This window comes from uncultured Thioclava sp. (assembly GCF_913064665.1).
In the GTDB taxonomy this organism is placed as follows: Bacteria; Pseudomonadota; Alphaproteobacteria; order Rhodobacterales; family Rhodobacteraceae; genus Thioclava; species Thioclava arctica.
In genome coordinates, this window is the sequence record NZ_CAJYBT010000015.1 from 58,833 (window position 1) to 80,610 (window position 21,778).

The window sequence follows — 21,778 nt, forward strand, 5'->3', positions numbered from 1 at the left end:
CCTCTCCTTTAGTTCTTTTTGGTGGCGTCAGGTTTCGCAGGCGCAGCTTCAGCCTTCTGCGTTGGCTGCTCTGCCTTGATGTCTGTGGACAGCGCCGAAAGCCCCTGGATCAGGTCAACCGCATAAGACATCTGGAAATCATCAAGCCGACGCTTGGCGGCCTCTGCGGCCTTTGTGCGCTCATCAAGGGCTTGTTTCTTTTCGTCTGCGGTCATCGAGTCATTGGTGATCGCGCCTTTCAGATCGGCTTCCGAAGGCATCTTGCGTTCGGGAGTGTCTTTCTTGGCGGTCTCATCCGCAGGGGGTGGAGCGGGCTGAGGCACCACAACATCGGGTGAAATCCCAAGGCTTTGGATCGAGCGACCCGAAGGCGTATAATAGCGCGCCGTCGTTAGGCGCATCGCCCCTTCGCCTTGGATCTGCATCACCGTTTGGACAGAGCCTTTCCCAAAGCTTTTCGTGCCCACAACGATGGCGCGATGATGGTCTTGCAGCGCACCGGTCACGATTTCCGATGCTGACGCCGAGCCGCCATTGATCAGCACGACGATCGGTTTGCCATCTGCAAGATCGCCGGGCGTCGCATTGAAGCGCTCGCTATCTTGCGGGTTGCGCCCGCGTGTCGAGACGATTTCCCCTTTGTCGAGGAAGGCATCCGATACTTTGATTGCTTGGTTCAGCAAGCCACCGGGGTTGTTGCGCAAATCGACGATAAAGCCATCAACCTTGTTCATTCCGCCAATCTCAGCGACCTGTTTCTTGATCGACTCCTGCAGGTTCGGGAAGGTTTGTTCGTTGAACGTAGTGATCCGCAAGATCACCGTATCGCCATCGTGACGGCCCTTCACAGCGGTCAGCTTGATTGTGTCGCGGGTGAGCGTGACGTCAAAGGGCTCTTTCTCGCCGTCGCGCACGATTGTGATCTTGATCTCAGAGCCGACCGGGCCGCGCATCTTGTCGACGGCCTCATCCAGCGGCATTCCCATCAGCGATTCACCATCGACAGCCGTGATGAAATCCCCCGATTTGATCCCGGCTTCGGCGGCGGGTGTGCCATCCATCGGTGAGACGACTTTGACGAAACCGTCTTCTTGCGTCACCTCGATCCCGAGACCGCCAAACGAGCCACGCGTTTGTACACGCATATCGGCGTAATCATTGGGCGGCAAATAGCTGGAATGCGGATCAAGCGAGCTGAGCATTCCGTTGATGGCCGCTTCGATCAGCTTTTTAGAGTCGATCGGTTCGACATAATCCTCACGGATTTTTTCGAAGATATCGCCAAACAGATCCAGCTGTTGATAAACTGTATCTGGCTTTTTCGCTTCTTGTGCCATCAGCGGCGCGGCCACCTGTGTCGAAAGAACGGCACCTGCCAACGTCCCGCCAAGCGCGGCCATCATGAACTTTTTCATACTCAACCTTTGTCGCCTCTCGTCTGGGTGAACCACGGGGCCGGGTCCACGGGCGCATCGCCCTTTCTCAGCTCCAAATAAAGCGTTTCGCTTTGTCCTGCGCTACCGCCGTCTTGCGCCTCTTGCACGAATTCTTTGCCGAATTCCCGTGCTCCCGGCGTTATTCCGCCCATCAAACCGATCGGCGCTCCTTTTTGAAGCACATCTCCAGTCTCACCATAGACTGTTCCGAGCCCTGCTAGAACCAGAAGATATCCGTCTGCTGGCTCCAACACCATCACATTTCCGTAGTCGAGCAGCGGTCCACGATAGCGAATTGTCGCAGGCCAAGGCGTGGTCACCAGCGCTGCGGGTGCTGTGGCGATCACAAGTCCGGGACGTTTGATGCCCGCCGCATCGGTTTCATCGAAATGACGCAGCACCGACCCGATCACTGGCAGTCGCAGCGACCCTTTGGCCCCAGCGAAGTCATCCATCGGTGGGCCGATATCATTTTCCATGCCGCTCAGACCGGTGGCGAACCCTTCCAGCGTATCCGCGCTTTCGACCAGTTTGCGCAGTTCTTCAGGTTCCTCAAGATAGCGCTGGGGCAGTTTTTCGCGCTCGGAAATTGCTTCGGAGAGGGCGGTGCGCGCTTGCGTGACCGAGGTCATGCCCTGCTCAAGAACGCCGCGCGCATTTTCCTGCAGCTTGCGCAACGTCGCGATCTCATCAAGCTGTTTGCGCAGCCCCTCGGCCTCTTGTTGCAAGGCGGGGGCGACCGATGACAGCACCATGCCCGAACGCGCCGACCCTTCAGGGCCAGACGGGTGCAGCAACAAAAGCGGGCCGTCGGTTTGCTGCATCGTGGACATCACGGCGAGCAGCCCCCCCAATTCCTCGCGCTTGGCGTCAAAGCCTTGCTTGATCTCGCCCTCGCGGATCGCGGCGCGACGCAACCCATCGCGCAGCGCGCCCAAGCCCATCTCATAGGCCGAGATCGTTTTCGTAAGCGCGGCCACGCGATCAGATTTGGTTTGCGCATCATTAAGCGCGGTAATCGCCTTGCGTAAATCACTGGCGGCAGACATGGCAATATCGGCCGCAGGTTCTGCCTGCGCAGCCGCCCCGAAAAGCAAAAAGCAAACAAGGAGGGCGCCGCGTTTCACGTTTCGATCAGGCTCTTTCCGGTCATTTCGGGCGGAATAGGCAGCCCCATCAATTGCAACAGGCTTGGCGCCAGATCGGCCAAGCGTCCCTTGTGCAGCTTGGCGCCTTTTGGCCCGCCCACCAGCGCCACAGGTACAAGATTGGTCGTGTGCGCCGTGTGCGGCCCGCCAGTTACGGGATCAATCATGGTTTCGCAATTGCCGTGATCGGCGGTGATGATCATCGCACCGCCCGCCTTTTCCAGCGCCTCAACGACGCGGCCAATGTCACGATCCACCTCTTCGCAGGCCGCCATCGCGGCTTCGAGTGAGCCGGTATGACCCACCATATCGCCATTGGCATAGTTGACGATAATCAGATCATAGCCCGCCTCAATCGCGCCGATGAGATGCTCGGTTACTTCGGGCGCGCTCATTTCCGGTTGGAGATCATAGGTCGCGACTTTTGGCGATTTTGGCATGAAGCGATCCTCGCCCTGCCAAGGCGCTTCGCGCCCGCCATTCAGGAAGAACGTGACATGAGGGTATTTTTCCGTCTCAGCGATGTGAAACTGGGTTTTACCCTGCTTGGCGACCCATTCACCCAGCGTGTTGATCAGTTCGCGCTTGGGATAGGCAACGCTCATATAGGCGGTATGGGCCTCGGAATATTGAACCATGCCTAGCATCGCCGCCAATTTCGGGCGTGCGCCAGTGTCAAACCCGTCAAACTCCGGCGCGCCAATGGCCGCCAGAATTTCGCGCGCGCGATCCGCCCGGAAGTTGAGACAGAACAGCCCGTCGCCATCCACAGCCCCTGCGTAATCGCCGATCACCGTGGGTTGGATGAATTCGTCCATTTCCTTGCGCGCATAGCTTTGCGCTACGGCCTCGGCGGGGGTGGCGGCGTGCTCCCCTTCGCCTTTGATCATCGCATCATAGGCGCGCTGCACCCGATCCCAGCGATTGTCACGATCCATCGCGAAATAGCGCCCGATCACCGTGGCGATGGTGCAGTTTTCCGGCAGGCGCGCGACCAGATCATCGATGAACCGCCTGGCGCTGTCGGGGGCCACATCGCGACCATCGGTGATCGCGTGAACGACAACGGGCACCCCTGCCCCGGCGATCATTTTGCACGCGGCAAGCAAATGTTCGATATGACCATGCACGCCCCCGTCCGAGACGACGCCCATCAGATGCGCCCGCCCACCTTTGGCTTTCAGCGTCTCGATAAAGCCAAGGATCGCCTCGTTCTTGAAAAACGAGCCATCCTCGATCGCCAGATCAATTTGGCCCAGATCCATCGCTACCACCCGACCCGCGCCGATATTGGTGTGACCGACCTCGGAATTGCCCATCTGCCCTGTCGGCAAGCCGACATCGGGACCAAAGGTGATCAGCGTGGATTTCGTGCCATTGCCCCAGATCGCGTCGATATTGGGGGTCTTGGCCAGCGCGGGGGCGTTGCCCTCGGTTTCGGGGCGTTCGCCCCAACCGTCAAGAATGCACAAGATCACCGGTTTCGGATTGCTCATCGCCACCTCCTGCTAGCTGTTGGTGTTGTTTACGCGCCTCGCCTGATACGAGCAACCGCCTCGCCCATCAAACGCGATGATAGGGCGTGCCCGCAATGATCTGTCCGGCCCGATAAATCTGCTCTGCCAACATGACGCGTGCCAGCATATGCGGCCAGACCATCTTGCCAAAAGAGATCGAAAAATCGGCTTTGGCGCGCAGGTCTGGCGCGATGCCATCCGCGCCACCGATCACAAAGGTCACATCGCGCGCTGCATCTCGCCATGTTTCCAGCTTTTGGGCAAATTCGGGCGAAGAGATCAGGCTTCCGCGCTCATCCAGGCTCACGATCACAGAGCCATCGGGGATCGCGCGGGATAAAAGCTGCGCCTCGGCCTCTTGGCCCAGACCCTTTTTATCCTCAACCTCGATCAGTTGCGCGGGGCCCAGACCCATCCCCCGCCCGGATTTCTCAAACCGGGAGAGGTAGTCGTCGATCAACTCGCGCTCGGGGGATTTGCGCAGGCGACCGACCGCGCAGATCGTGATTTTCATCGGTCAGCCGCGATCAGACGTCATCGTCCAGCAAAACGCTATCCACGCTTGGCGACATCCACATCTTCTCAAGCTGATAAAAATCGCGCACTTCGGGGCGGAAGACGTGAACAATCACATCGGCACTGTCGAGCAGAACCCAATCCCCTTGATCCTTGCCTTCGACTTTGCAGATGCGGCCAAATTCTTGCTTGAGCCGTTCGGACAGGTTTTCAGCGATCGCGCCGACCTGACGAGAGCTACGCCCCGAGCAGATAACCATGTAATCACCGATGGAAGAGCGGCCGCGCAGATCGATTGTGACGACATCTTCGGCCTTATCATCTTCGAGAGATGAAATGACACGCGCGAGAATTTCTTCGCTCGTGGCGTCAGCACCGAGGGTGTGGGCTGTCATGACGACCGCCTTTGTGCCGCTGTCGCCCGACACGAGTGAGAGATGAGACAGGACATAGTCCTCCAGAGGTTGCACGCCAGTCCGGCCCCGGCGCAGGCCATACTATTAAGGTAACATCGCTTCTGCACGATTTCAATTTTCGCTCTGCGATTTTTGCGGGCTGTTCTGCACAACCAGTGTTGAGCCATCGAGCATGCGCAGTTCGCGTTGCGGGAAAGGAATGGAGATTCCGTTTTTCTTGAACGAATCCCACAGCGCCAGATAGACCGCGCCGCGCACATTTGTAAGCCCTTCAACGGGGTCTGTGATCCAGAATCGTAAGATATAGTCAATCGAACTGTCGCCAAAGCCTGTGATGTGGCACACGGCGGGGCGATTTGACAGCACGCGGCTCACCGATTGCGCGGCCTCGACCGCCAGTTTGCGTACCAGATGTGGGTCGTCGTGATAGGATGTCCCAAACAGCAGGTCGATGCGAACAAACTCGTTTGAATGCGACCAGTTGACGACCTGTCCGGTGATCAGATCTTCATTCGGGATTAGATATTCCTTACCGTCTCGGGTGACGACGCTGACATAGCGCGCCCCAAGCGAAGCGATCCAGCCGAAGGTTTCGCCAAGGCTGATCACATCGCCCGGCTTGATTGACTTATCGAGCAGGATGATCACGCCCGATACAAGGTTCGAGACGACTTTTTGCAGCCCGAACCCCAAGCCCAAGCCAATCGCACCCGATAAGAACGCCAGTCCGGTAAGATCGAAGCCCACCGCCTTTACGCCGATGAAAATGGCGGCACCGTACAATAAGACCTGCATTGTCTTGATTGCCAGCTCGGTCATCGACGGGCTGATATCTTCGTTCAGACGCAGGCGCGCTGTGGTTTGGCCGGTGATGATGCGCGCGATTGATAACAGCGCGGTGGTCAGCACCAGCGCCTTGAGAATTGCCATAGCTGTCAGGCGGAACCCGCCCAGCTCGATGGCGATAGAGTCAAGGACGCGCTCGGTATCGTCCCAAAAACCCAGATAATACAGCGTGACCCAAATCCACGCGCCCCAGCTTACGATCCGGCGCAGGAATGAGTTGCGGATCAGGCGCGCAAACAGGCCAACCACAAGCCAGGCGGTGACAAGCGTTGCGGCCAGCACCACCAGAAAGCGCCAAGAATAGAACCCTTTGACGGCATCAAGGACGAGAACCGACGACCAAGCCAATATGATGAAGAATATCCCGCGAAGCCGCTTGCGAAACAAGATCACCCAGCGTTTCTGTCGCGTGCTCAGTTCGCGCTTGCGCGCCCAGTCATCGACCTTGGGCGACAACCAGATCCGGCCCAGATGTGCCAGCGCAAAGCACCCGGCAATGACTGCAAACTGCCATAACCGCGAGGGTAGCAGCATCGAATTGAAAAAAATCATGACCTGCGCCCAGAGCGCGGTCAGTGTCTTGGCGGTGTCCGGGCTCAGAAAGTCCACATGCACTCCTTTGTGATCAGGCTATCAGACCAGCGCTGAAAATCAAAAGCGACTCTTTTGATTGCCAGCCTTCACGCAACCGCCTATTTAAAAGCTTATGACGCGTGTTTTTGACATGGATGACCGCGCCCGCCTACGCGAGCGTTTCTACGGTGAAAGCCGTTCGGTGCTGGCCCGACTTTGATCGGGCAGCCCGCAGGCCGCGCCTGCGTTCCCATGTCTGACGTACAAGCTATCCAACGAAAGTGAGAGCCATGTCTGCTCCGAAGACCCTCTATGATAAAATTTGGGATTCCCATGTCGTGTCGCAAGATGAAGACGGCACCTGCCTGCTGTATATCGACCGCCATCTCGTGCATGAGGTGACCAGCCCGCAAGCCTTCGAGGGGCTGCGCATGACGGGCCGTTCGGTGCGCGCGCCCGACAAGACCATCGCCGTGCCCGATCACAACGTGCCCACCACGACCGACCGCGCCTCGGGCGTGATCGAGAACGAGGAAAGCCGCATTCAGGTCGACGCGCTCGACAAGAACGCGCGCGATTTCGGTGTGCAGTACTACCCTGTCTCCGATGTGCGTCAGGGCATCGTGCATATCGTTGGCCCCGAACAGGGCTGGACCTTGCCGGGCATGACCGTGGTTTGCGGCGACAGCCACACCGCGACGCATGGCGCTTTTGGCGCTCTGGCGCACGGCATCGGCACCTCGGAGGTTGAGCATGTTCTGGCGACACAGACGCTGATCCAGTCGAAGTCGAAGAACATGAAGGTGGAAATCACTGGCAAGTTGCGCCCCGGCGTGACCGCCAAGGACATCACGCTTTCGGTGATTGGCGCGACCGGTACGGCTGGCGGCACCGGCCATGTGATCGAATATTGCGGCGAGGCGATCCGCGCGCTGTCGATGGAAGGCCGCATGACCGTGTGTAACATGGCGATTGAGGGTGGCGCGCGTGCTGGTCTGATCGCGCCGGACGAGACCACGTTTGAATATGTCAAAGGCCGCGCCCATGCGCCCAAAGGCGCGCAATGGGAAGCTGCGCTCAGCTGGTGGAAAACGCTGTTCACCGATGAGGATGCGCATTTTGACAAGGTTGTGACGATCCGCGGCGAAGATATCGCGCCGGTCGTGACCTGGGGCACCTCGCCCGAAGACGTGTTGCCGATCTCTGGCGTTGTCCCGGCCCCTGAAGATTTCAAAGGCGGCAAGGTCGAGGCGGCGAAACGCTCGCTCGATTACATGGGTCTGAAGCCGGGCACCAAGCTGGAAGACATCGCAATTGACGTGGTCTTTATCGGCTCTTGCACCAATGGCCGGATCGAAGATCTGCGCGCCGCAGCTGAAGTGCTGAAGGGGCGCAAGATGGCCGATGGCGTGCGTGGCATGGTCGTTCCGGGCTCGGGCCTCGTGCGCGCGCAGGCTGAAGAAGAAGGTCTGGACCAGATCTTCCTCGATGCCGGTTTTGAATGGCGCATGGCGGGCTGCTCAATGTGCCTTGCGATGAACCCCGATCAGCTGGCTCCGGGCGAGCGTTGCGCATCGACCTCGAACCGCAACTTTGAGGGGCGTCAGGGCCGCAACGGCCGCACCCATCTGATGAGCCCCGCCATGGCAGCGGCGGCGGCCGTCACCGGCAAGCTCACAGATGTGCGCAAGCTGATGGAACTGGAAGAGGCATAAGGACAGCGACATGGATAAGTTCGAAAAACTCACCGGGGTCGCGGCCCCCATGCCGCTGGTCAATATCGACACCGATATGATCATCCCGAAAAACTTCCTGAAGACGATCAAGCGCTCGGGCCTTGGCGTGCATGCCTTTGCCGAGATGCGCTATGACGACAATGGCAATGAGAACCCCGATTTTGTGCTGAACAAACCGCAATATCGTGACGCGCAGGTGTTGGTTGCGGGCGACAATTTCGGCTGTGGCTCGTCGCGCGAACATGCGCCTTGGGCGCTGGCGGATTTCGGGATCAAGGTCGTGATCTCGACCTCTTTCGCAGATATTTTCTTCAACAACTGCTTCAAGAACGGGATGCTGCCGATCGTGCTTCCCCAAGAACAGGTCGATCTGTTGATGAAGGATGCCGAGAAGGGTTCCAATGCGCGCATGACCGTCGATCTGGAAAACCAGCAGATCACCACCTCGGAAAGCGACGTCATTCCCTTTGAAGTCGATGCGTTCAAGAAGCACTGCCTGCTTGAAGGGCTCGACGATATTGGCCTGACACTGGCAAAAGCGAGTGCGATCGACAGCTTTGAGGCACAAGCGGCCCAATCGCGCCCTTGGGTTTGATCTGAACCAAATCGAACGTGAGAGGTCGCCTTCGGGCGGCCTTTTCCTTGCGGCAAGGAACTGACCTCGCCAACAGTCGTTTATCGGCAGTCGTTTCTCAAATGACATATCAAGTTTGGATGCAAGATCATGAAAGCTGCAAACCTCTTTCTAGGAATCGGTGCGGGGATGGTCTTGCTTGGTATTCTCGCGCTGGCCAATCCATTCACCGCCTCTCTCGCGGTGACCACATTCGTTGGCATCTTGTTTTTGCTGGGCGGTGTGGCGCAGGCTTGGCTTACCTTTCGCGGAATTGACGCAGAGCACCGGATGTCGCACGGGGTGATTGCACTGCTCAATATCGTTGTCGGCGTCTGGCTTCTGGCCAATCCGCTTTCGGGCACAGCCTCTTTGACTTTCGTGGTGGGCGCGCTGTTCCTGATCATGGGGGCAATGCGGCTGATTGTTGGCCTGCGCATGCCCCGTCACGCGATGCGCCCGCTGCTGTGGTTTACCGGGTTGGCCTCAATCGTGATTGGTGTCGTGATCTTTTCCGACTTCCAAAATGTCGCCACCACCCTGCTTGGCGTCTTGTTGGGGGTGCAATTGCTGCTTGATGGCCTTGGCCTGCTTGTCCTTGGACTTAGCGGTCGCGGACCGCGACTTTAAGAAAATAGCGCCCCGAGAAGCCCCAACCACTATATTTAGTTAGTCCAACAAAGGCGCCACAGTTTTGCACCGAGTTTGATGCAAAGCCGCACCAGTTCCTCCCCCAAAATGCCGGAAACAGTCTGTTATTGTTAACGAAAGATTGCCAGGCACGGGGAATAGGGGCAAAATCATGGCAAGAATGAGGCAGTCCGTCACAATAGGCGGGCATCACACGGAACAAGGCTCCGGCATCGTATCGGGACCGTTCGTGATGAAGGGGTAGGGCAGTGTTTTCACGTCTGACAGGAGCGCTTTTGCGTGCGATTTTGATTGGGTTTACGGTCTGTATTCCCGCTTTGGTGCTGCCAAATACCAATGTGGATACGGCCCAGATCGTTGCGCTGCTTGCCCTGTTTGCTACGGCGTTGACCTTCTTTGAATATGCTTCTGTCTATCCCGGTCTTGTCGAATTTCGCGATGCGCCACCGTTCAATCGGATCCGCTTTCTAGCGCTGTTCTTCATGCTTCTGATGATGTCAGCTGCCACGGATGCGCGGCACGAACCCAATACCTTCAATCTGTTTATCGAAGCTTTAGGCGAAATGATTTCGCGTGCGCTCGATGTGCCATACAGCCCGGTGCGCCTGTTCCTGCTTGCCTTGCCCGAGCATTCAAGCCCGGCGCATATCGAAGCGGTGCGCACGGCGGCTGGAATGTCATATTTCATTTCGATCATGGCGCTGTTTATCTTTGTGCTGAGCATGCGCTTGCGCGGTTGGCCGGTTGCGAAGAGTACGTTTAACGTCTGGGTCAATCTGCCTACCTTCGATCCCACGGCGGGCGGTGATGTTATCGAACGGTTGCGGCGCGATGCTTGGTTTAACGTGGCGCTGGGCTTTCTATTGCCCTTCCTTGTTCCCGCGGCAATCAAGCTGGTATCGATGAACTTCGTGTCGATCACGCTGGTAAACCCGCATACGCTGATTTGGACGGTGACAGCATGGGCCTTTCTTCCTGCAAGCTTGTTCATGCGCGGCATTGCGATGGGGCGCGTCGCAACGATGATCGAGGTAAAGCGGCGCGCGCGAGACGGTTCGGATTTCGTGCCGGCCTGATCTTTGCGATGCTTTGTGTCAGCGTTGTTTCTGCACCGGCAGAAACGGTGCGCATCGCCACTTGGAATGTCGAATTGAGCCGAAAAGGTCCGGGGCTTTTGCTGCGCGACATAACGGCGGGCAAAGATCCTCAAATCAAGGCCGTGGGTGAGATCTTGGATCAGGCGCAGGCGGATGTGCTGCTGCTGACAGGGATCGACTGGGATTACGACGGGCGCGCGCTTGCAGCGCTCAATGCAACGCTTGCACGGCCTTATCCCTACCTCTACGCGCCCCAACCCAACGCCGGGTTGCGAAGCGGCGCTGATCTTGATGGCAATGGCGCGCTGGGCGAGGCGCGAGACGCACAAGGCTATGGCCGGTATCAGGGCCAAGGCGGTATGGCCTTGCTGTCGCGCCTGCCGATAGAGACCAAGTCAGTGCGCGATTTCTCGACCCTATTATGGCGGGATTTGCCTCAAAGCACGATCTCGAATGCACAGCTGTCTGATCGGGCGCAGGCAGTGCAGCGGCTTTCGTCTGTGGGTCATTGGGATGTGCCGGTAGCGCTGGCGGATGGCCAAGCGCTCCATCTGTTTGCCTTTGCCGCGACGCCTCCGGTGTTTGACGGGCCAGAGGATCGCAACGGTTGGCGCAACCATGATGAGGCGGCGTTCTGGCTGCGTTATCTGGATGGTGATCTTGCGCAAGCCGCCCCCAAACCGCCGTTCGTTCTGATGGGTGATTTCAACATTGACCCGCAAGACGGTGAGGGTCGCCGCGCCGCCCTACATACCCTTCTTAGCGATCCGCGCCTGCAAGACGTCACCCCGCAAAGTCTTGGCGGCAAACTGGCGGCGGATGTCGCGCACAAGGGCGATCCCGCGCAAGATACTGCGGACTATAACGGCCCGGGCAATCTGCGGGTGGATTATGTCTTGCCGTCCGCAGGGCTAACGGTGACGCGGTCCGGGGTGATCTGGCCTGCGCCGGGCGCGGCATTGGCCAAGGCCGCCGCGCGTGCCTCGCGTCACAAACTTGTCTGGGTGGACATTTTGGCACCCTGATCGGGAACGACTTTCATGCCGCGCATATACAGGTGTTCAAACACCAGACGTTGCACGGTTTTAGGCTCGAAGTCGGGGAAAAGCGCCTTAAAATCAGTGCCATCAATCGCGTGATCCATGTCGTAAAGATAGCGCATTTCGCGCAGCTCTCGCGCTAGTTCCCAGACCGGAGACGCCAGTAAAAGCGCGGTCCATGGAAAGCGCTTGATCGTAATCTTACGCCCCAACTGCCCTGCCAGTTCATCGGCCAGCTCGCGAAACGAGAACCGGGTGCCGGGATAGCCCAGATCAAGCAATCCCGGCAGCGAGTCGGCACTATCGGCCAGCGCCACCGCGATCTGGGTCAGATCTCCGATATCGGCATAGGTGCGCCGCGCTTCGGGTTTGCCCATTGCGGTAATCCGGCCTTTGCGCAAATCTTTCAGCACGATGCGGTTGAGCAATGTGGTCGGGGATTCGGGGTTCACGAAATCGCCGGCACGCAGCATCACAACAGACCGCCCTTCGGAGGCGAGATCGCGATAACGCTCTTCCATCTCGGCGCGAATGCGACCCTTTCGCGTGCAGGGATGATGCGCGGTGGTGGCGCGCCACGGGCCGGGTTCGCGACCGTAAACATAGACATTCGCGGGGATCATCACCGAGGCCCCACTATCGCGCGCAGCGGCAAGCACCTTGGTAGTGATTTCCGGGATTTGATGCTCCCAATCGTGATAATTTGGCGGGTTCATCGCGTTAATGATCCAGCGGACGCCACGCGCCGCAACGGTCATATCGGTGCCGCGATGATAGCGATCGACGTTCCAGCCCGCAGCGCGGAATGCTCGGGCCGCGACAGAGCCGAAATGCCCGCCCATTCCCAGGATCAATACCCTGCGATTCATATTCGCCCTCATTTCAACTCTGCTCTTTTGACCTCATGATGCGCCTATCTGCAGTCATGTGCGAGTCCTCTGCAACCATACCTGCGAAAGCCTGCCGAAGCCTCGGCAAGGCACCGCCGATCATCCAGGCCGCGTTTCGCGATGCGCCATGCTTGACCAAGCGGCGGGCAGGCGCTACCCCGCTTGCGACCCTGCATTCTTTGGAGATACCCGATGTCCAACCCCTCCATCCTTATCCTTCCCGGCGACGGGATCGGCCCCGAAGTCATGGCCGAGGTGCGCAAAGTCATCGATTGGTTCGGCGCCAAGCGCGATCTGGCTTTCGACGTTAGCGAAGATCTTGTTGGCGGTGCCGCCTATGACAAGCACGGCGTTCCGCTGGCTGATGAGACGATGGCGAAGGCGCAAGAGGTGGATGCAGTTCTGCTTGGCGCAGTCGGTGGGCCGAAATACGACGTGCTCGACTTCAGCGTGAAGCCCGAGCGCGGGTTGCTGCGTCTGCGCAAGGAAATGGACCTGTTTGCCAATCTGCGTCCCGCGCAATGCTTTGACGCGCTGGCGGATTTCAGCTCGTTGAAAAAGGATATCGTGGCCGGGCTCGACATCATGATCGTGCGCGAGCTGACCTCGGGCATCTATTTCGGCGAGCCGCGTGGCATCTTCGAAGAGGGTAACGAGCGCGTCGGCATCAACACCCAGCGCTACACCGAAAGCGAAATCGAACGTGCCGCCCGTGCCGCGTTTGAACTGGCGATGAAGCGCAACAAGAAACTTTGCTCGATGGAAAAAGCCAATGTCATGGAATCGGGCATCCTGTGGCGTGAAGTCGTGACCCGCGTTGGTCAGGACTACCCCGAGGTTGAGCTGAGCCATATGTATGCTGATAACGGCGCGATGCAGCTAGTGCGCGCGCCCAAGCAGTTCGACGTGATCGTCACCGACAACCTGTTCGGCGATATCCTGTCGGATTGCGCCGCGATGCTGACCGGCAGCCTTGGCATGTTGCCCTCGGCCAGCCTTGGCGCGCCGATGGCCAATGGTCGTCCGAAAGCGATGTATGAGCCGGTGCATGGTTCTGCGCCCGATATCGCAGGGCAGGGCAAGGCCAACCCGATCGCCTGTATTCTCAGCTTCGCGATGGCGCTGCGCTACAGCTTTGATCAAGGCGATGAGGCCACCCGCCTGGAAGCCGCGATCGAGAAAGTGCTGGCCGATGGCGTGCGCACGGCTGATCTGATGGGCCCGGACGACGGCACCCCGGTTTCGACCAGCGAGATGGGCGACAAGATCATCGAAGCGCTTGACGCAAGTCTCTAAGCTATCGTGCTCTCTCGCAAGGCTTCCGGCGCGGCTCACCAGCCGCGCCGTTTTCTTTGGGGTTGAACCTCGCGCCAATTCGAAGACATTGTGAGCGGTAACATCAAGAGGCTGCAATGAGCGAAGCGGGACGCAAATCGAATGGTAGGGGGGCAGCGCTGGCGCTGCTTTCGATGGCGATTTTCGCAACCCATGACGTGATCATCAAACATCTCGGTCAAAGATACTCCCCTGTCGAGATCGTGTTTTTCGCGGCGCTTCTCAGCTTTCCGCTGCTTTCCAGCATCATGCTTAACGACAAGCGCGGCGGCTCTTTGCGCCCGTTGCATCCCGGTTGGGTGATTTTGCGCGTGGTTTGTACAGTGACGACCGGGCTTTGTGCGTTTTATGCGTTTTCGACGCTGCCCTTGGCGCAGGTCTACCCGATCCTGTTCGCGATGCCGCTTTTAATCACAGTGCTGTCGATCCCGGTCCTTGGTGAAAAGGTCGGTCCGCATCGCTGGGGTGCGGTGATCGTGGGGTTGATCGGTGTGCTGATCGTTGTGCGTCCGGGCCAGACTGATTTGCAACTTGGCCATTTCGCGGCGATGCTGGCTGCAGTTTGTGGCGCGATGGCCTCGGTTATCGTGCGCAAGATCGGCGGCGAGGAGCGTTCGGTCGTGCTGCTTTTGTCACCGCTTCTCGGCAATTTTCTGGTGATGGGCGCGGCGCTGCCCTTCGTCTGGGTGCCGCTACAATTGCCCGATCTGGGTTTTATGGCGGTAATTGCGCTATTCGGGCTGACCGCATCTTTTCTGCAAATCCTCGCCTATCGTTCGGGCGAGGCGGCGATCGTCGCGCCGATGCAATATTCTCAGATTCTATGGGCGATTTTCTACGGCTGGTTCATCTTTGGCGAGGGTGTGGATGCCCCCACTATGCTTGGGGCGGGCGTCGTGATTGCCTCGGGGATGTATATCGTTTTCCGCGAGGCGCGCCCGAATGTCTCGGAAAATCAGCCAGTGCTGCGCACCCGCGGCCGGACCGAGACCGTAACCTCGCCGCGCAGCTCATTGCTTGGGCGTGCGATGGGCCTGCGTCCGCGCAATCCCAGAACCTGAATCAGACCCCTTGCCAAACCCTGCACAAGGCGCTAATTCCCGCCCCACGGTCGGAGCGTGGCGCAGCCTGGTAGCGCACCTGCTTCGGGAGCAGGGGGTCGGAGGTTCGAATCCTCTCGCTCCGACCATTTAGAAAGCCTCCCGAAAATCAATAATTCGCAAAACAGCGCACTCTATTTTGGAGTGTTCCTGAGACATCGCCGTCCTAGCTTTCGGGCCGGAAATTGGGAATGACGCCACAACGAAACTCAGGCGCCGATGCTCGCCGCTTCTGGCACGTGCACGAAGGTTTTCTCAAATCCGCGCAGCCGTTTGTGAATCGACAACAGCTCGATAATCGTCGTCCACGAGCCCACCAAATATTGGAACGATCCCGTCACCTGCCCAAAGGCCGTCAGGATTTGCTGCATCACGCCAAAGGTAATCTTGCCCGCAACGATGGTCGGGATCAGCATGATATTGGCGAATACATTGTCGGCCTGAATGTAGAAACCGCGGAAGATGTTGAAATAGGCGAAGTGAAAGAAGTAGCGGAAGTAAGATTGCCGCAATGTCCCAAACAGATCTTGCACGGTTAGCGGATGGGCGCGGTTTGCGTCATCCTCGCCATACACCAATTCCTTGCGATAGGCGGCCTCGGTGCGCTGATTGGCAAAGGCCAGCCCGGGCAGACGAATGCCAGCCACCGCCAGCAGCACCGTGCCAAAGGCCGACCAGAAGATCGCGGCCACCAAAAGCGGCTCGGCAATATGACCCACGAGGGGTAGCTCGGAAACGAAATGACTCAGGCTCGCCAAGACCGGCAAAAAGGCAAACAACGTGATCACGGAATCGATCATCGACACGCCCAGATCCTCGACGATCGCGGCAAAGCGCGCGGTGTCTTCTTGCACGCGCTGCGCTGCGCCCTCGACCTGACGCGCGCGGGGCCAATGCGACATGTAATAGGCGTTCATCGCGGTGCGCCAACGAAAGACGTAATGGCTCGTGAAAAACCGGGTCACGATATAGACCACCATCCAGACCAGCGCGATTTCGGACCAGATCAGCAGCATGTGATAAAGCTCGCCCTGCGTCACCCCATGTCCCCCGTCCAGCGCCTTCTGGATCGCGTCGAAAAACGGGCGTTGCCAGTTGTTGAGATCGACCGTGGTCTGCACGCTGAAATAGTCTGACGCCACGATCAGCGCGGTGCCGGGGATCGACCACCATTGCCAGGGATGAGGCGACACGATCATCCAGGCCGCGGTAAATGCCACCACCCACAGCGCGCAATAGGCGTAAAACCACAGGAAATCGGGTGTGATGAAGAAGCCAAGCCCGATCACCGGCGGCGCGCTGGGCGCAGGCTCGCCCATGCCGAACCGCGCGCCCAGATCGCGCGCAAAGACATACCAGATCAGTACGGAAAGCAGGGTGCAGAAAACCGCACTGGAAAAGAACAGCCGTGGATTGGGGAAAAAGGATCTGAACACGATGCACGCCTCGCAACGCGACCCACCAAACGCGCCGCGCCTTTTGTTGTAGCGCTGCTGAGGTGGGGGTGAAGGCTTGGAGCGCTAGCGTCACATGGATGTGTCCCGGGGTCGGCCGTCAGATGGGTCGGGTGTTCGCCAAGGCTGTCAGGCGGGGGCGTCATCCATCTTTTTTGATCTCGACGCACAGGGCTGGCGCGCCCGCCATCGTGCAATTCTTCAGCGCGGCTCGCTCAACGTCTCAATTCCAAGCTTGAACCTAGGCTCAAACGCCTAGATCAGACTGCCTTCTTTGAGGTGCTTTTGGTGATCCCGGTTGGATTCGAACCAACAACCTGCCCCTTAGGAGGGGGCTGCTCTATCCAGTTGAGCCACGGGACCACGCCGCCCTTGATGGCGTCAAAGCATCATGCGTGCAAGTCTGTGAAGGCGGGGAAAATGAAAAGGGGAAGCGTATTGGCCCACCGCTCCCCCTTTTGATACCTCTCCCACGCTCAGAAACTGCGCGTGAGCTAAGCAATCGCAGCGATTCGGTTGACGAAAGTCAACCCAATCGCTGTTACCGCTAACATGACGCGCATCATTCGCTTGCGCAAGGGAAATGTTTGGCGCTAACAAGAATAACCCCAGCAAAGGATGAGTGCGTGTCCCGCCCAAATGATCTCCGCCGCCCGCTGACATTGCGCGATGTGTCCGAAGCCTCGGGGGTCTCGGAGATGACGGTAAGCCGGGTCTTGCGCAATCGCGGCGATGTGTCGAATGCAACGCGTGAAAAGGTGCTCAAGGCGGCAAAGACGCTGGGCTATGTACCCAACAAGATTGCCGGAGCGTTGGCCTCGCAGCGCGTCAATCTGGTGGCCGTGATCATTCCGTCGCTGTCCAATCTTGTCTTTCCCAAGGTGCTGTCGAATATCTCGGATGAGTTGGAAGATACCGGCCTGCAGCCTGTTGTGGGCGTGACCAATTATTCCCCCGAAAAAGAAGAGCAGGTGCTGTATGAAATGCTCTCATGGCGCCCTTCAGGGGTGATTATTGCGGGGCTTGAACATACCGACGCCGCGCGTGCCATGCTGCAAAACACCGACATTCCGGTGGTCGAGATCATGGATGTTGACGGCGAAGGCATTGATTCGGTGGTGGGTATTTCGCATCGCCGCGCCGGTCTGCATATGGCCGAGGCGATCATTGCCGCTGGCTATCGCCAGATCGGATTCATCGGCACGAAAATGCCCGAAGACCACCGCGCTCGCAAACGGTTTGAGGGGTTCAAAGAGGGTCTGGCAAAGGCTGGGCTGACTTTGGCCGATACGGAATTTTACGCTGGCGGCTCGGCGCTGGCGAAGGGGCGCGAGATGACCGAGACACTCCTTCGGCGCTCGCCAAATCTGGACTTCATCTATTATTCCAATGACATGGTTGGCGCAGGCGGGCTGTTGTATTGTAGCGATCTTGGGATGGATGTGCCGGCCCAGATCGGGCTTGCAGGCTTTAACGGGCTTGATCTGCTCGATGGGTTCTCGCAACGGCTGGCGACGATGGATGCGTGCCGTGGCGAAATCGGGCGCAAGGCTGCGCAGATCGTGGCAAAGCGCTCGCAAAATGATCAGGTCGCCAGCGAAGTGATCGAACTGGAGCCGGTGCTGCAACCGGGCGACACGATCCGCCGGATCTGAGCGCTTAAACCGGCCGGGGATTTAGCGTTTCGCGCCCCAGCTGAGCGAGGCGTATTGCCGGGTATAGAATTCCCCCATCAAGCCGATCATCAGCAGCGCCAGCCCAAGATAGAGCGGATATTCCCAATTCGAGAAATGCGGATTGTAGTTGATGAAGACATAGCCGCGCGCCTGATCAATCGTGTGAAACAGCGGGTTCCAGTCAAACAAGACCAGCATCTTGTGGGGCAAGTTATTGGCAAGGAACATCTTGCCCGACGCGATCATATTGGCCCGCGAGTAGATTTGCTGGATGATACTGACCACATCGGGGGCCCACGGTTTTGCCGCCAGCATGACCAACCCGATCGCCGCCCCTGTGAACCATGACAAGAACACCATCCCCATCGCGCCGACCCAGTCATAAATCTCAATCGGGTGGAAGGCGGCGTGATAGATGAACAGCACCACAAACATCGAGAGCAGCTGGATATAAAGCGCGCTCAGCGCCGCTGACGAAATGGAAATCGCAGTCGTCATCGGCGCGTGTTTCATCATCGCAGAGGTCGGCCCTTCGGCCCCAAACACCGCACCCATCGCCTTGGTGTGGGTCATGAACAGGAAAATTCCGCTCATGACATAGAGCAGGAAATCCCCGCGGATCGAATTCCCGCGCAACCCCAAAACGCCAAACATGATGTAAAATGTCACCACCAAAAGCACGGTCTGAAACATGTTCATGACCAGCCCGAGCAGTGCATTGCCATGTGACTTGCGTATGTGGCGCACCGTCGCATGATAAATCAACTCCAGCAGGCTGAAGGTCGATCCGATCGTGGAGTTGCTGCGTTTTGCCTTGAACATACTCTGTCATCCTGGCTGCCTGCGCTGCACCTTGTGCTGGAAACCTTGCCGTTCCCTTGCCGCCGCATCATAAGGGAGGTGGATAACCATAGCAATTGGGCCAGAATAGGGCCGGAACGGAGGTGTGATGGATTTCGAGCATCTGACACGCGTGATGCGCCGCTTGGCACTCGAAGCGGGTGACAAGATCATGGAAATCTATAACTCGCCCGAATTTGAAGTGAGATCCAAATCCGACAACTCTCCTGTGACGGAAGCCGATGAAGCCGCCGACGCCCTGATTTCCTCAGGATTGCGTGCGGAATTTCCCGATATCGCGCTGGTCACCGAAGAGCAGGCGGATTCGCACAGCCAAAACGTCTCGACCTTTCTGATCGTCGATCCCCTTGATGGGACTAAAGAATTTGTCAAACGCCGTGGCGATTTCACGGTCAATATCGCCTATGTCGAAGATGGCAAGCCGCTGCGCGGTGTGGTCTATGCGCCCGCGAAGGGGCGGCTGTTTTACACGCTTGCCGATGGCCGCTCGATCGAAGAGACGGGGCCAAATTTCGACAAGGCAGCACCGGGCAAACAAGAGCCGATTTCGGTCTCGATTCCCGACAATCGCGCGTTAATGGTGGTGGCCTCAAAATCGCATCGCGATCAGGCCACGGATGATTATATCGGCCAATATGTGGTGGCGGATATGAAATCAGCGGGCTCGTCGTTGAAATTCTGCTTGGTCGCGACCGGTGAGGCCGATCTGTACCCACGCCTTGGGCGCACGATGGAATGGGATACGGCAGCGGGCGATGCGGTGCTGCGCGGTGCGGGTGGCCAAGTGATCCGGTTCGACGATCACAGCACATTCACTTATGGCAAGCCGGGCTTTGAAAACCCGTTCTTCATCGCCTATGCCCCCGGCGTTTTATTGGTGAAATAATGTCTGTTCTCATCGTCATTCCGGCGCGCTACGCGTCAAGCCGCTATCCTGGTAAACCACTGGTCGAACTGACTGGCGCAACGGGCGTTTCCAAGACCCTCATTCAGCGTAGTTGGGAGGCCGCGACAGCGGTTTCGGGTGTGGATCGCGTGGTTGTGGCCACCGACGACCCGCGTATTCGCGACGCGGCAGAGGCGTTCGGGGCCGAGGTGGTAATGACCTCGGAAAGCTGTCGCAATGGCACCGAGCGCTGCGCCGAGGCTGCCGCGGCCTTGGGCGATGCCTACGAGATCGTGGTCAATCTGCAGGGCGATGCACCGCTCACCCCGGCTTGGTTCATCGAAGATCTGGTCGCCGGGTTGCGGGCCAATGACTGGGCCGAATTGGCGACCCCGGTGCTGCGCTGCGAAGGAGAGATGCTGGCCAGCCTGCGCGAAGATCGCCATCAGGGCCGCGTCGGCGGCACGACGGCTGTTTTTGGTGCAGGCAATCGCGGGCTTTATTTTTCGAAAGAAGTGATCCCTTTCACTTCCGAAAGCTACTTGCCTAACGATCCAACGCCGGTGTTTCACCATGTCGGTGTTTATGCCTACCGCCCCGACATTCTGGCACAATATCCAGATTGGCCAATCGGCCCGCTGGAAGGGCTTGAAGGGCTTGAACAATTGCGCTTCCTCGAAAATGGGCGCGCGGTTCTATGTGTCGAGGTTGAAGCGCGCGGTCGGCAATTCTGGGAGCTGAACAACCCCTCGGATGTGGCGCGTCTCGAGGCCATGATGGCCGAAATGCAGCTGCCCTGAGGGCGGCACAGGCGCAAGGCTCACGAAGCATTCCCAAGATCCCGGCAACGCACGCATATATTGCAGCTATAGGCGATAAACAGCGAGCGCGCTGCGCTGCAGCACTCTGCCATCTTGTTCCTAGTCATATTTTCGGTCACGATACCTCAAATTTTGATAGCGCAATGAAAACGAACCGATAGGTGTCCAATGAAAAGCAAGGTTACAAAGGCGATTTTTCCGGTTGCCGGCCTTGGAACCCGCTTCCTTCCCGCGACCAAATCTATCCCGAAAGAGATTTTGACGCTGGTGGACCGCCCCCTCATTCAATACGCGATTGATGAGGCGCGCGCGGCAGGCATCAGGGAGTTCATCTTTGTGACGTCGCGGGGGAAATCTGCGCTCGAAGACTACTTCGATGACGCACCCGAGTTGGAAGCGGCCCTTCGCGAGAAAAACAAAGATGACTTGCTGCAAGAGCTGAAGGCCACGAATATGGAATCCGGCGCCATCGCCTATGTGCGCCAGAACAAGCCGCTGGGTCTGGGTCACGCGGTTTGGTGCGCGCGTCGTCTTGTGCATAACGAACCCTTCGCCGTGATCTTGACCGATGACGTGATCGCCTCGGAAAAGCCCTGTCTTCAGCAGATGATGGAGGCTTACGACGAAACCGGGGGCAATATCGTTGCCGCGATGGAAGTGCCCAAAGAGAAAACCTCGTCTTACGGCGTGCTGGATTGCGAAAGCGAAGATGGCGCAACCGTCAAGGTCAAGGGGATGGTCGAAAAGCCCGCCCCAGAAGATGCGCCCTCAAACCTAGCAGTGATCGGGCGCTATATCCTGACGCCGAAGATCATGCAGAACCTGAACACGCTGAAATCTGGCGCTGGTGGTGAAATTCAGTTGACCGATGCGATTGCTCAGGAAATTTCCGATGGCAACCCGGTCTATGGCTATCGCTTCCGCGGCCAGCGCTATGACTGCGGGACCAAGGCAGGATTTTTGCAGGCGACGGTGGCCTTTGGTCTGCAACGTCCGGATCTTAGGGACGAATTTTCGGAATACCTGACCGATATCATGTCGATGCGCGCGGCGGCCGAGTAACAATGGCGGCTTATGTTTTGGTCACCGGGGGTGCGGGCTATATTGGTGCGCATGCCTGCAAGGCCCTTAGCAAGGCAGGCTATGTTCCTGTGTGTTTTGACAAC

At 58.2% G+C, this 21,778-nt stretch carries 21 protein-coding genes and 2 tRNA genes; 13 read left to right on the plus strand and 10 right to left on the minus strand.

The features are described 5' to 3' along the window. Positions 1 to 8: 8 nt before the first annotated feature. The 6 genes from QZ571_RS08465 to QZ571_RS08490 form a co-directional block, all read right to left on the minus strand. Positions 9 to 1,415 (minus strand): S41 family peptidase, encoded by a 1,407-nt coding sequence (locus tag QZ571_RS08465; protein ID WP_295533442.1) that lies wholly within the window; start codon positions 1,413 to 1,415, stop codon positions 9 to 11. A 2-nt stretch (positions 1,416 to 1,417) separates the two neighbouring features. Beyond that, positions 1,418 to 2,485: a peptidase M23 gene (locus tag QZ571_RS08470; protein WP_366929943.1), complete on the minus strand. Its 1,068-nt coding sequence runs from the start codon at positions 2,483 to 2,485 to the stop codon at positions 1,418 to 1,420. A 74-nt stretch (positions 2,486 to 2,559) separates the two neighbouring features. Further along, complete coding sequence (gene gpmI / locus QZ571_RS08475) at positions 2,560 to 4,080, minus strand: 2,3-bisphosphoglycerate-independent phosphoglycerate mutase (RefSeq protein ID WP_295533444.1); 1,521 nt, start codon at positions 4,078 to 4,080, stop codon at positions 2,560 to 2,562. 67 nt (positions 4,081 to 4,147) lie between these two features. Further along, positions 4,148 to 4,615: a 23S rRNA (pseudouridine(1915)-N(3))-methyltransferase RlmH gene (gene rlmH / locus QZ571_RS08480; protein ID WP_295533446.1), complete on the minus strand. Its 468-nt coding sequence runs from the start codon at positions 4,613 to 4,615 to the stop codon at positions 4,148 to 4,150. 13 nt (positions 4,616 to 4,628) lie between these two features. Then, entirely contained in the window at positions 4,629 to 5,012 is a 384-nt protein-coding gene (rsfS, locus tag QZ571_RS08485; RefSeq protein WP_295533484.1) for a ribosome silencing factor, read from the minus strand. Positions 5,013 to 5,144: 132 nt separating this feature from the next. Then, positions 5,145 to 6,431, minus strand: a complete 1,287-nt coding sequence (locus QZ571_RS08490; RefSeq protein WP_295533486.1) for a mechanosensitive ion channel domain-containing protein — start codon at positions 6,429 to 6,431, stop codon at positions 5,145 to 5,147. A gap of 311 nt (positions 6,432 to 6,742) precedes the next feature. On the opposite strand from QZ571_RS08490, the gene leuC reads away from it, so the two are divergent. From leuC to QZ571_RS08515, 5 genes are all read left to right on the plus strand, one after another. Beyond that, positions 6,743 to 8,167, plus strand: a complete 1,425-nt coding sequence (gene leuC / locus QZ571_RS08495; RefSeq protein ID WP_295533448.1) for a 3-isopropylmalate dehydratase large subunit — start codon at positions 6,743 to 6,745, stop codon at positions 8,165 to 8,167. Positions 8,168 to 8,177: 10 nt separating this feature from the next. After that, positions 8,178 to 8,783, plus strand: coding sequence for a 3-isopropylmalate dehydratase small subunit (gene leuD, locus QZ571_RS08500; protein WP_295533450.1), 606 nt, complete (start codon positions 8,178 to 8,180; stop codon positions 8,781 to 8,783). Positions 8,784 to 8,912: 129 nt separating this feature from the next. Then, a complete protein-coding gene (locus QZ571_RS08505; RefSeq protein WP_295533452.1) occupies positions 8,913 to 9,431 on the plus strand; it encodes an HdeD family acid-resistance protein in 519 nt (172 codons plus the stop codon). 296 nt (positions 9,432 to 9,727) lie between these two features. Then, entirely contained in the window at positions 9,728 to 10,528 is an 801-nt protein-coding gene (locus QZ571_RS08510; RefSeq protein WP_295533454.1) for a hypothetical protein, read from the plus strand. 47 nt (positions 10,529 to 10,575) lie between these two features. After that, positions 10,576 to 11,574, plus strand: coding sequence for an endonuclease/exonuclease/phosphatase family protein (locus tag QZ571_RS08515; protein WP_295533456.1), 999 nt, complete (start codon positions 10,576 to 10,578; stop codon positions 11,572 to 11,574). On the opposite strand, the gene QZ571_RS08520 is transcribed toward QZ571_RS08515, so the two are convergent. Beyond that, the gene (locus QZ571_RS08520; RefSeq protein WP_295533458.1) at positions 11,538 to 12,458 is read right to left on the minus strand and encodes an epimerase; all 921 of its coding nucleotides are present in this window, start codon (positions 12,456 to 12,458) and stop codon (positions 11,538 to 11,540) included. The genes QZ571_RS08515 and QZ571_RS08520 overlap by 37 nt on opposite strands. A gap of 213 nt (positions 12,459 to 12,671) precedes the next feature. Between QZ571_RS08520 and leuB the strand changes: the two genes are divergently transcribed. The 3 genes from leuB to QZ571_RS08535 all read left to right on the plus strand — a co-directional run bounded on the left by leuB (position 12,672) and on the right by QZ571_RS08535 (position 15,003). Continuing rightward, positions 12,672 to 13,775, plus strand: a complete 1,104-nt coding sequence (gene leuB, locus QZ571_RS08525; protein ID WP_295533460.1) for a 3-isopropylmalate dehydrogenase — start codon at positions 12,672 to 12,674, stop codon at positions 13,773 to 13,775. A 116-nt stretch (positions 13,776 to 13,891) separates the two neighbouring features. Continuing rightward, entirely contained in the window at positions 13,892 to 14,875 is a 984-nt protein-coding gene (locus QZ571_RS08530) for a DMT family transporter (protein WP_295533462.1), read from the plus strand. A gap of 51 nt (positions 14,876 to 14,926) precedes the next feature. Further along, positions 14,927 to 15,003 (plus strand) — tRNA-Pro (locus QZ571_RS08535). 120 nt (positions 15,004 to 15,123) lie between these two features. Here QZ571_RS08535 and sbmA read toward each other — a convergent pair. Further along, complete coding sequence (sbmA, locus tag QZ571_RS08540; RefSeq protein ID WP_295533464.1) at positions 15,124 to 16,350, minus strand: peptide antibiotic transporter SbmA; 1,227 nt, start codon at positions 16,348 to 16,350, stop codon at positions 15,124 to 15,126. 304 nt (positions 16,351 to 16,654) lie between these two features. After that, positions 16,655 to 16,731: transfer RNA gene (locus QZ571_RS08545), tRNA-Arg, on the minus strand. A 263-nt stretch (positions 16,732 to 16,994) separates the two neighbouring features. Between QZ571_RS08545 and QZ571_RS08550 the strand changes: the two genes are divergently transcribed. After that, the gene (locus tag QZ571_RS08550) at positions 16,995 to 18,023 is read left to right on the plus strand and encodes a LacI family DNA-binding transcriptional regulator (RefSeq protein ID WP_295533466.1); all 1,029 of its coding nucleotides are present in this window, start codon (positions 16,995 to 16,997) and stop codon (positions 18,021 to 18,023) included. Between the two features lie 21 nt (positions 18,024 to 18,044). On the opposite strand, the gene QZ571_RS08555 is transcribed toward QZ571_RS08550, so the two are convergent. Further along, positions 18,045 to 18,866, minus strand: a complete 822-nt coding sequence (locus tag QZ571_RS08555) for an ABC transporter permease (RefSeq protein WP_295533468.1) — start codon at positions 18,864 to 18,866, stop codon at positions 18,045 to 18,047. A gap of 127 nt (positions 18,867 to 18,993) precedes the next feature. On the opposite strand from QZ571_RS08555, the gene cysQ reads away from it, so the two are divergent. The 4 genes from cysQ to QZ571_RS08575 all read left to right on the plus strand — a co-directional run. Further along, complete coding sequence (gene cysQ / locus QZ571_RS08560) at positions 18,994 to 19,791, plus strand: 3'(2'),5'-bisphosphate nucleotidase CysQ (RefSeq protein ID WP_295533470.1); 798 nt, start codon at positions 18,994 to 18,996, stop codon at positions 19,789 to 19,791. Next, positions 19,791 to 20,591, plus strand: a complete 801-nt coding sequence (locus tag QZ571_RS08565) for a manno-octulosonate cytidylyltransferase (RefSeq protein WP_295533472.1) — start codon at positions 19,791 to 19,793, stop codon at positions 20,589 to 20,591. Before cysQ ends, QZ571_RS08565 begins: the two co-directional genes overlap by 1 nt. A gap of 189 nt (positions 20,592 to 20,780) precedes the next feature. Then, a complete protein-coding gene (gene galU, locus QZ571_RS08570) occupies positions 20,781 to 21,674 on the plus strand; it encodes a UTP--glucose-1-phosphate uridylyltransferase GalU (RefSeq protein WP_295533474.1) in 894 nt (297 codons plus the stop codon). A 2-nt stretch (positions 21,675 to 21,676) separates the two neighbouring features. After that, the coding region (locus QZ571_RS08575) for an NAD-dependent epimerase/dehydratase family protein (protein ID WP_295533488.1) at positions 21,677 to 21,778 on the plus strand (102 nt) is incomplete at its 3' end.

Coding starts and splice junctions, on each gene's coding strand:
- QZ571_RS08465 (WP_295533442.1), bottom strand. CDS start 1,415: ATGAAAAAGTTCATGATGGCCGCGCTTGGCGGGACGTTGGCAGGTGCC.
- QZ571_RS08470 (WP_366929943.1), bottom strand. CDS start 2,485: ATGTCTGCCGCCAGTGATTTACGCAAGGCGATTACCGCGCTTAATGAT.
- gpmI (WP_295533444.1), bottom strand. CDS start 4,080: ATGAGCAATCCGAAACCGGTGATCTTGTGCATTCTTGACGGTTGGGGC.
- rlmH (WP_295533446.1), bottom strand. CDS start 4,615: ATGAAAATCACGATCTGCGCGGTCGGTCGCCTGCGCAAATCCCCCGAG.
- rsfS (WP_295533484.1), bottom strand. CDS start 5,012: ATGACAGCCCACACCCTCGGTGCTGACGCCACGAGCGAAGAAATTCTC.
- QZ571_RS08490 (WP_295533486.1), bottom strand. CDS start 6,431: ATGATTTTTTTCAATTCGATGCTGCTACCCTCGCGGTTATGGCAGTTT.
- leuC (WP_295533448.1), top strand. CDS start 6,743: ATGTCTGCTCCGAAGACCCTCTATGATAAAATTTGGGATTCCCATGTC.
- leuD (WP_295533450.1), top strand. CDS start 8,178: ATGGATAAGTTCGAAAAACTCACCGGGGTCGCGGCCCCCATGCCGCTG.
- QZ571_RS08505 (WP_295533452.1), top strand. CDS start 8,913: ATGAAAGCTGCAAACCTCTTTCTAGGAATCGGTGCGGGGATGGTCTTG.
- QZ571_RS08520 (WP_295533458.1), bottom strand. CDS start 12,458: ATGAATCGCAGGGTATTGATCCTGGGAATGGGCGGGCATTTCGGCTCT.
- leuB (WP_295533460.1), top strand. CDS start 12,672: ATGTCCAACCCCTCCATCCTTATCCTTCCCGGCGACGGGATCGGCCCC.
- QZ571_RS08530 (WP_295533462.1), top strand. CDS start 13,892: ATGAGCGAAGCGGGACGCAAATCGAATGGTAGGGGGGCAGCGCTGGCG.
- QZ571_RS08555 (WP_295533468.1), bottom strand. CDS start 18,866: ATGTTCAAGGCAAAACGCAGCAACTCCACGATCGGATCGACCTTCAGC.
- cysQ (WP_295533470.1), top strand. CDS start 18,994: ATGGATTTCGAGCATCTGACACGCGTGATGCGCCGCTTGGCACTCGAA.
- QZ571_RS08565 (WP_295533472.1), top strand. CDS start 19,791: ATGTCTGTTCTCATCGTCATTCCGGCGCGCTACGCGTCAAGCCGCTAT.
- galU (WP_295533474.1), top strand. CDS start 20,781: ATGAAAAGCAAGGTTACAAAGGCGATTTTTCCGGTTGCCGGCCTTGGA.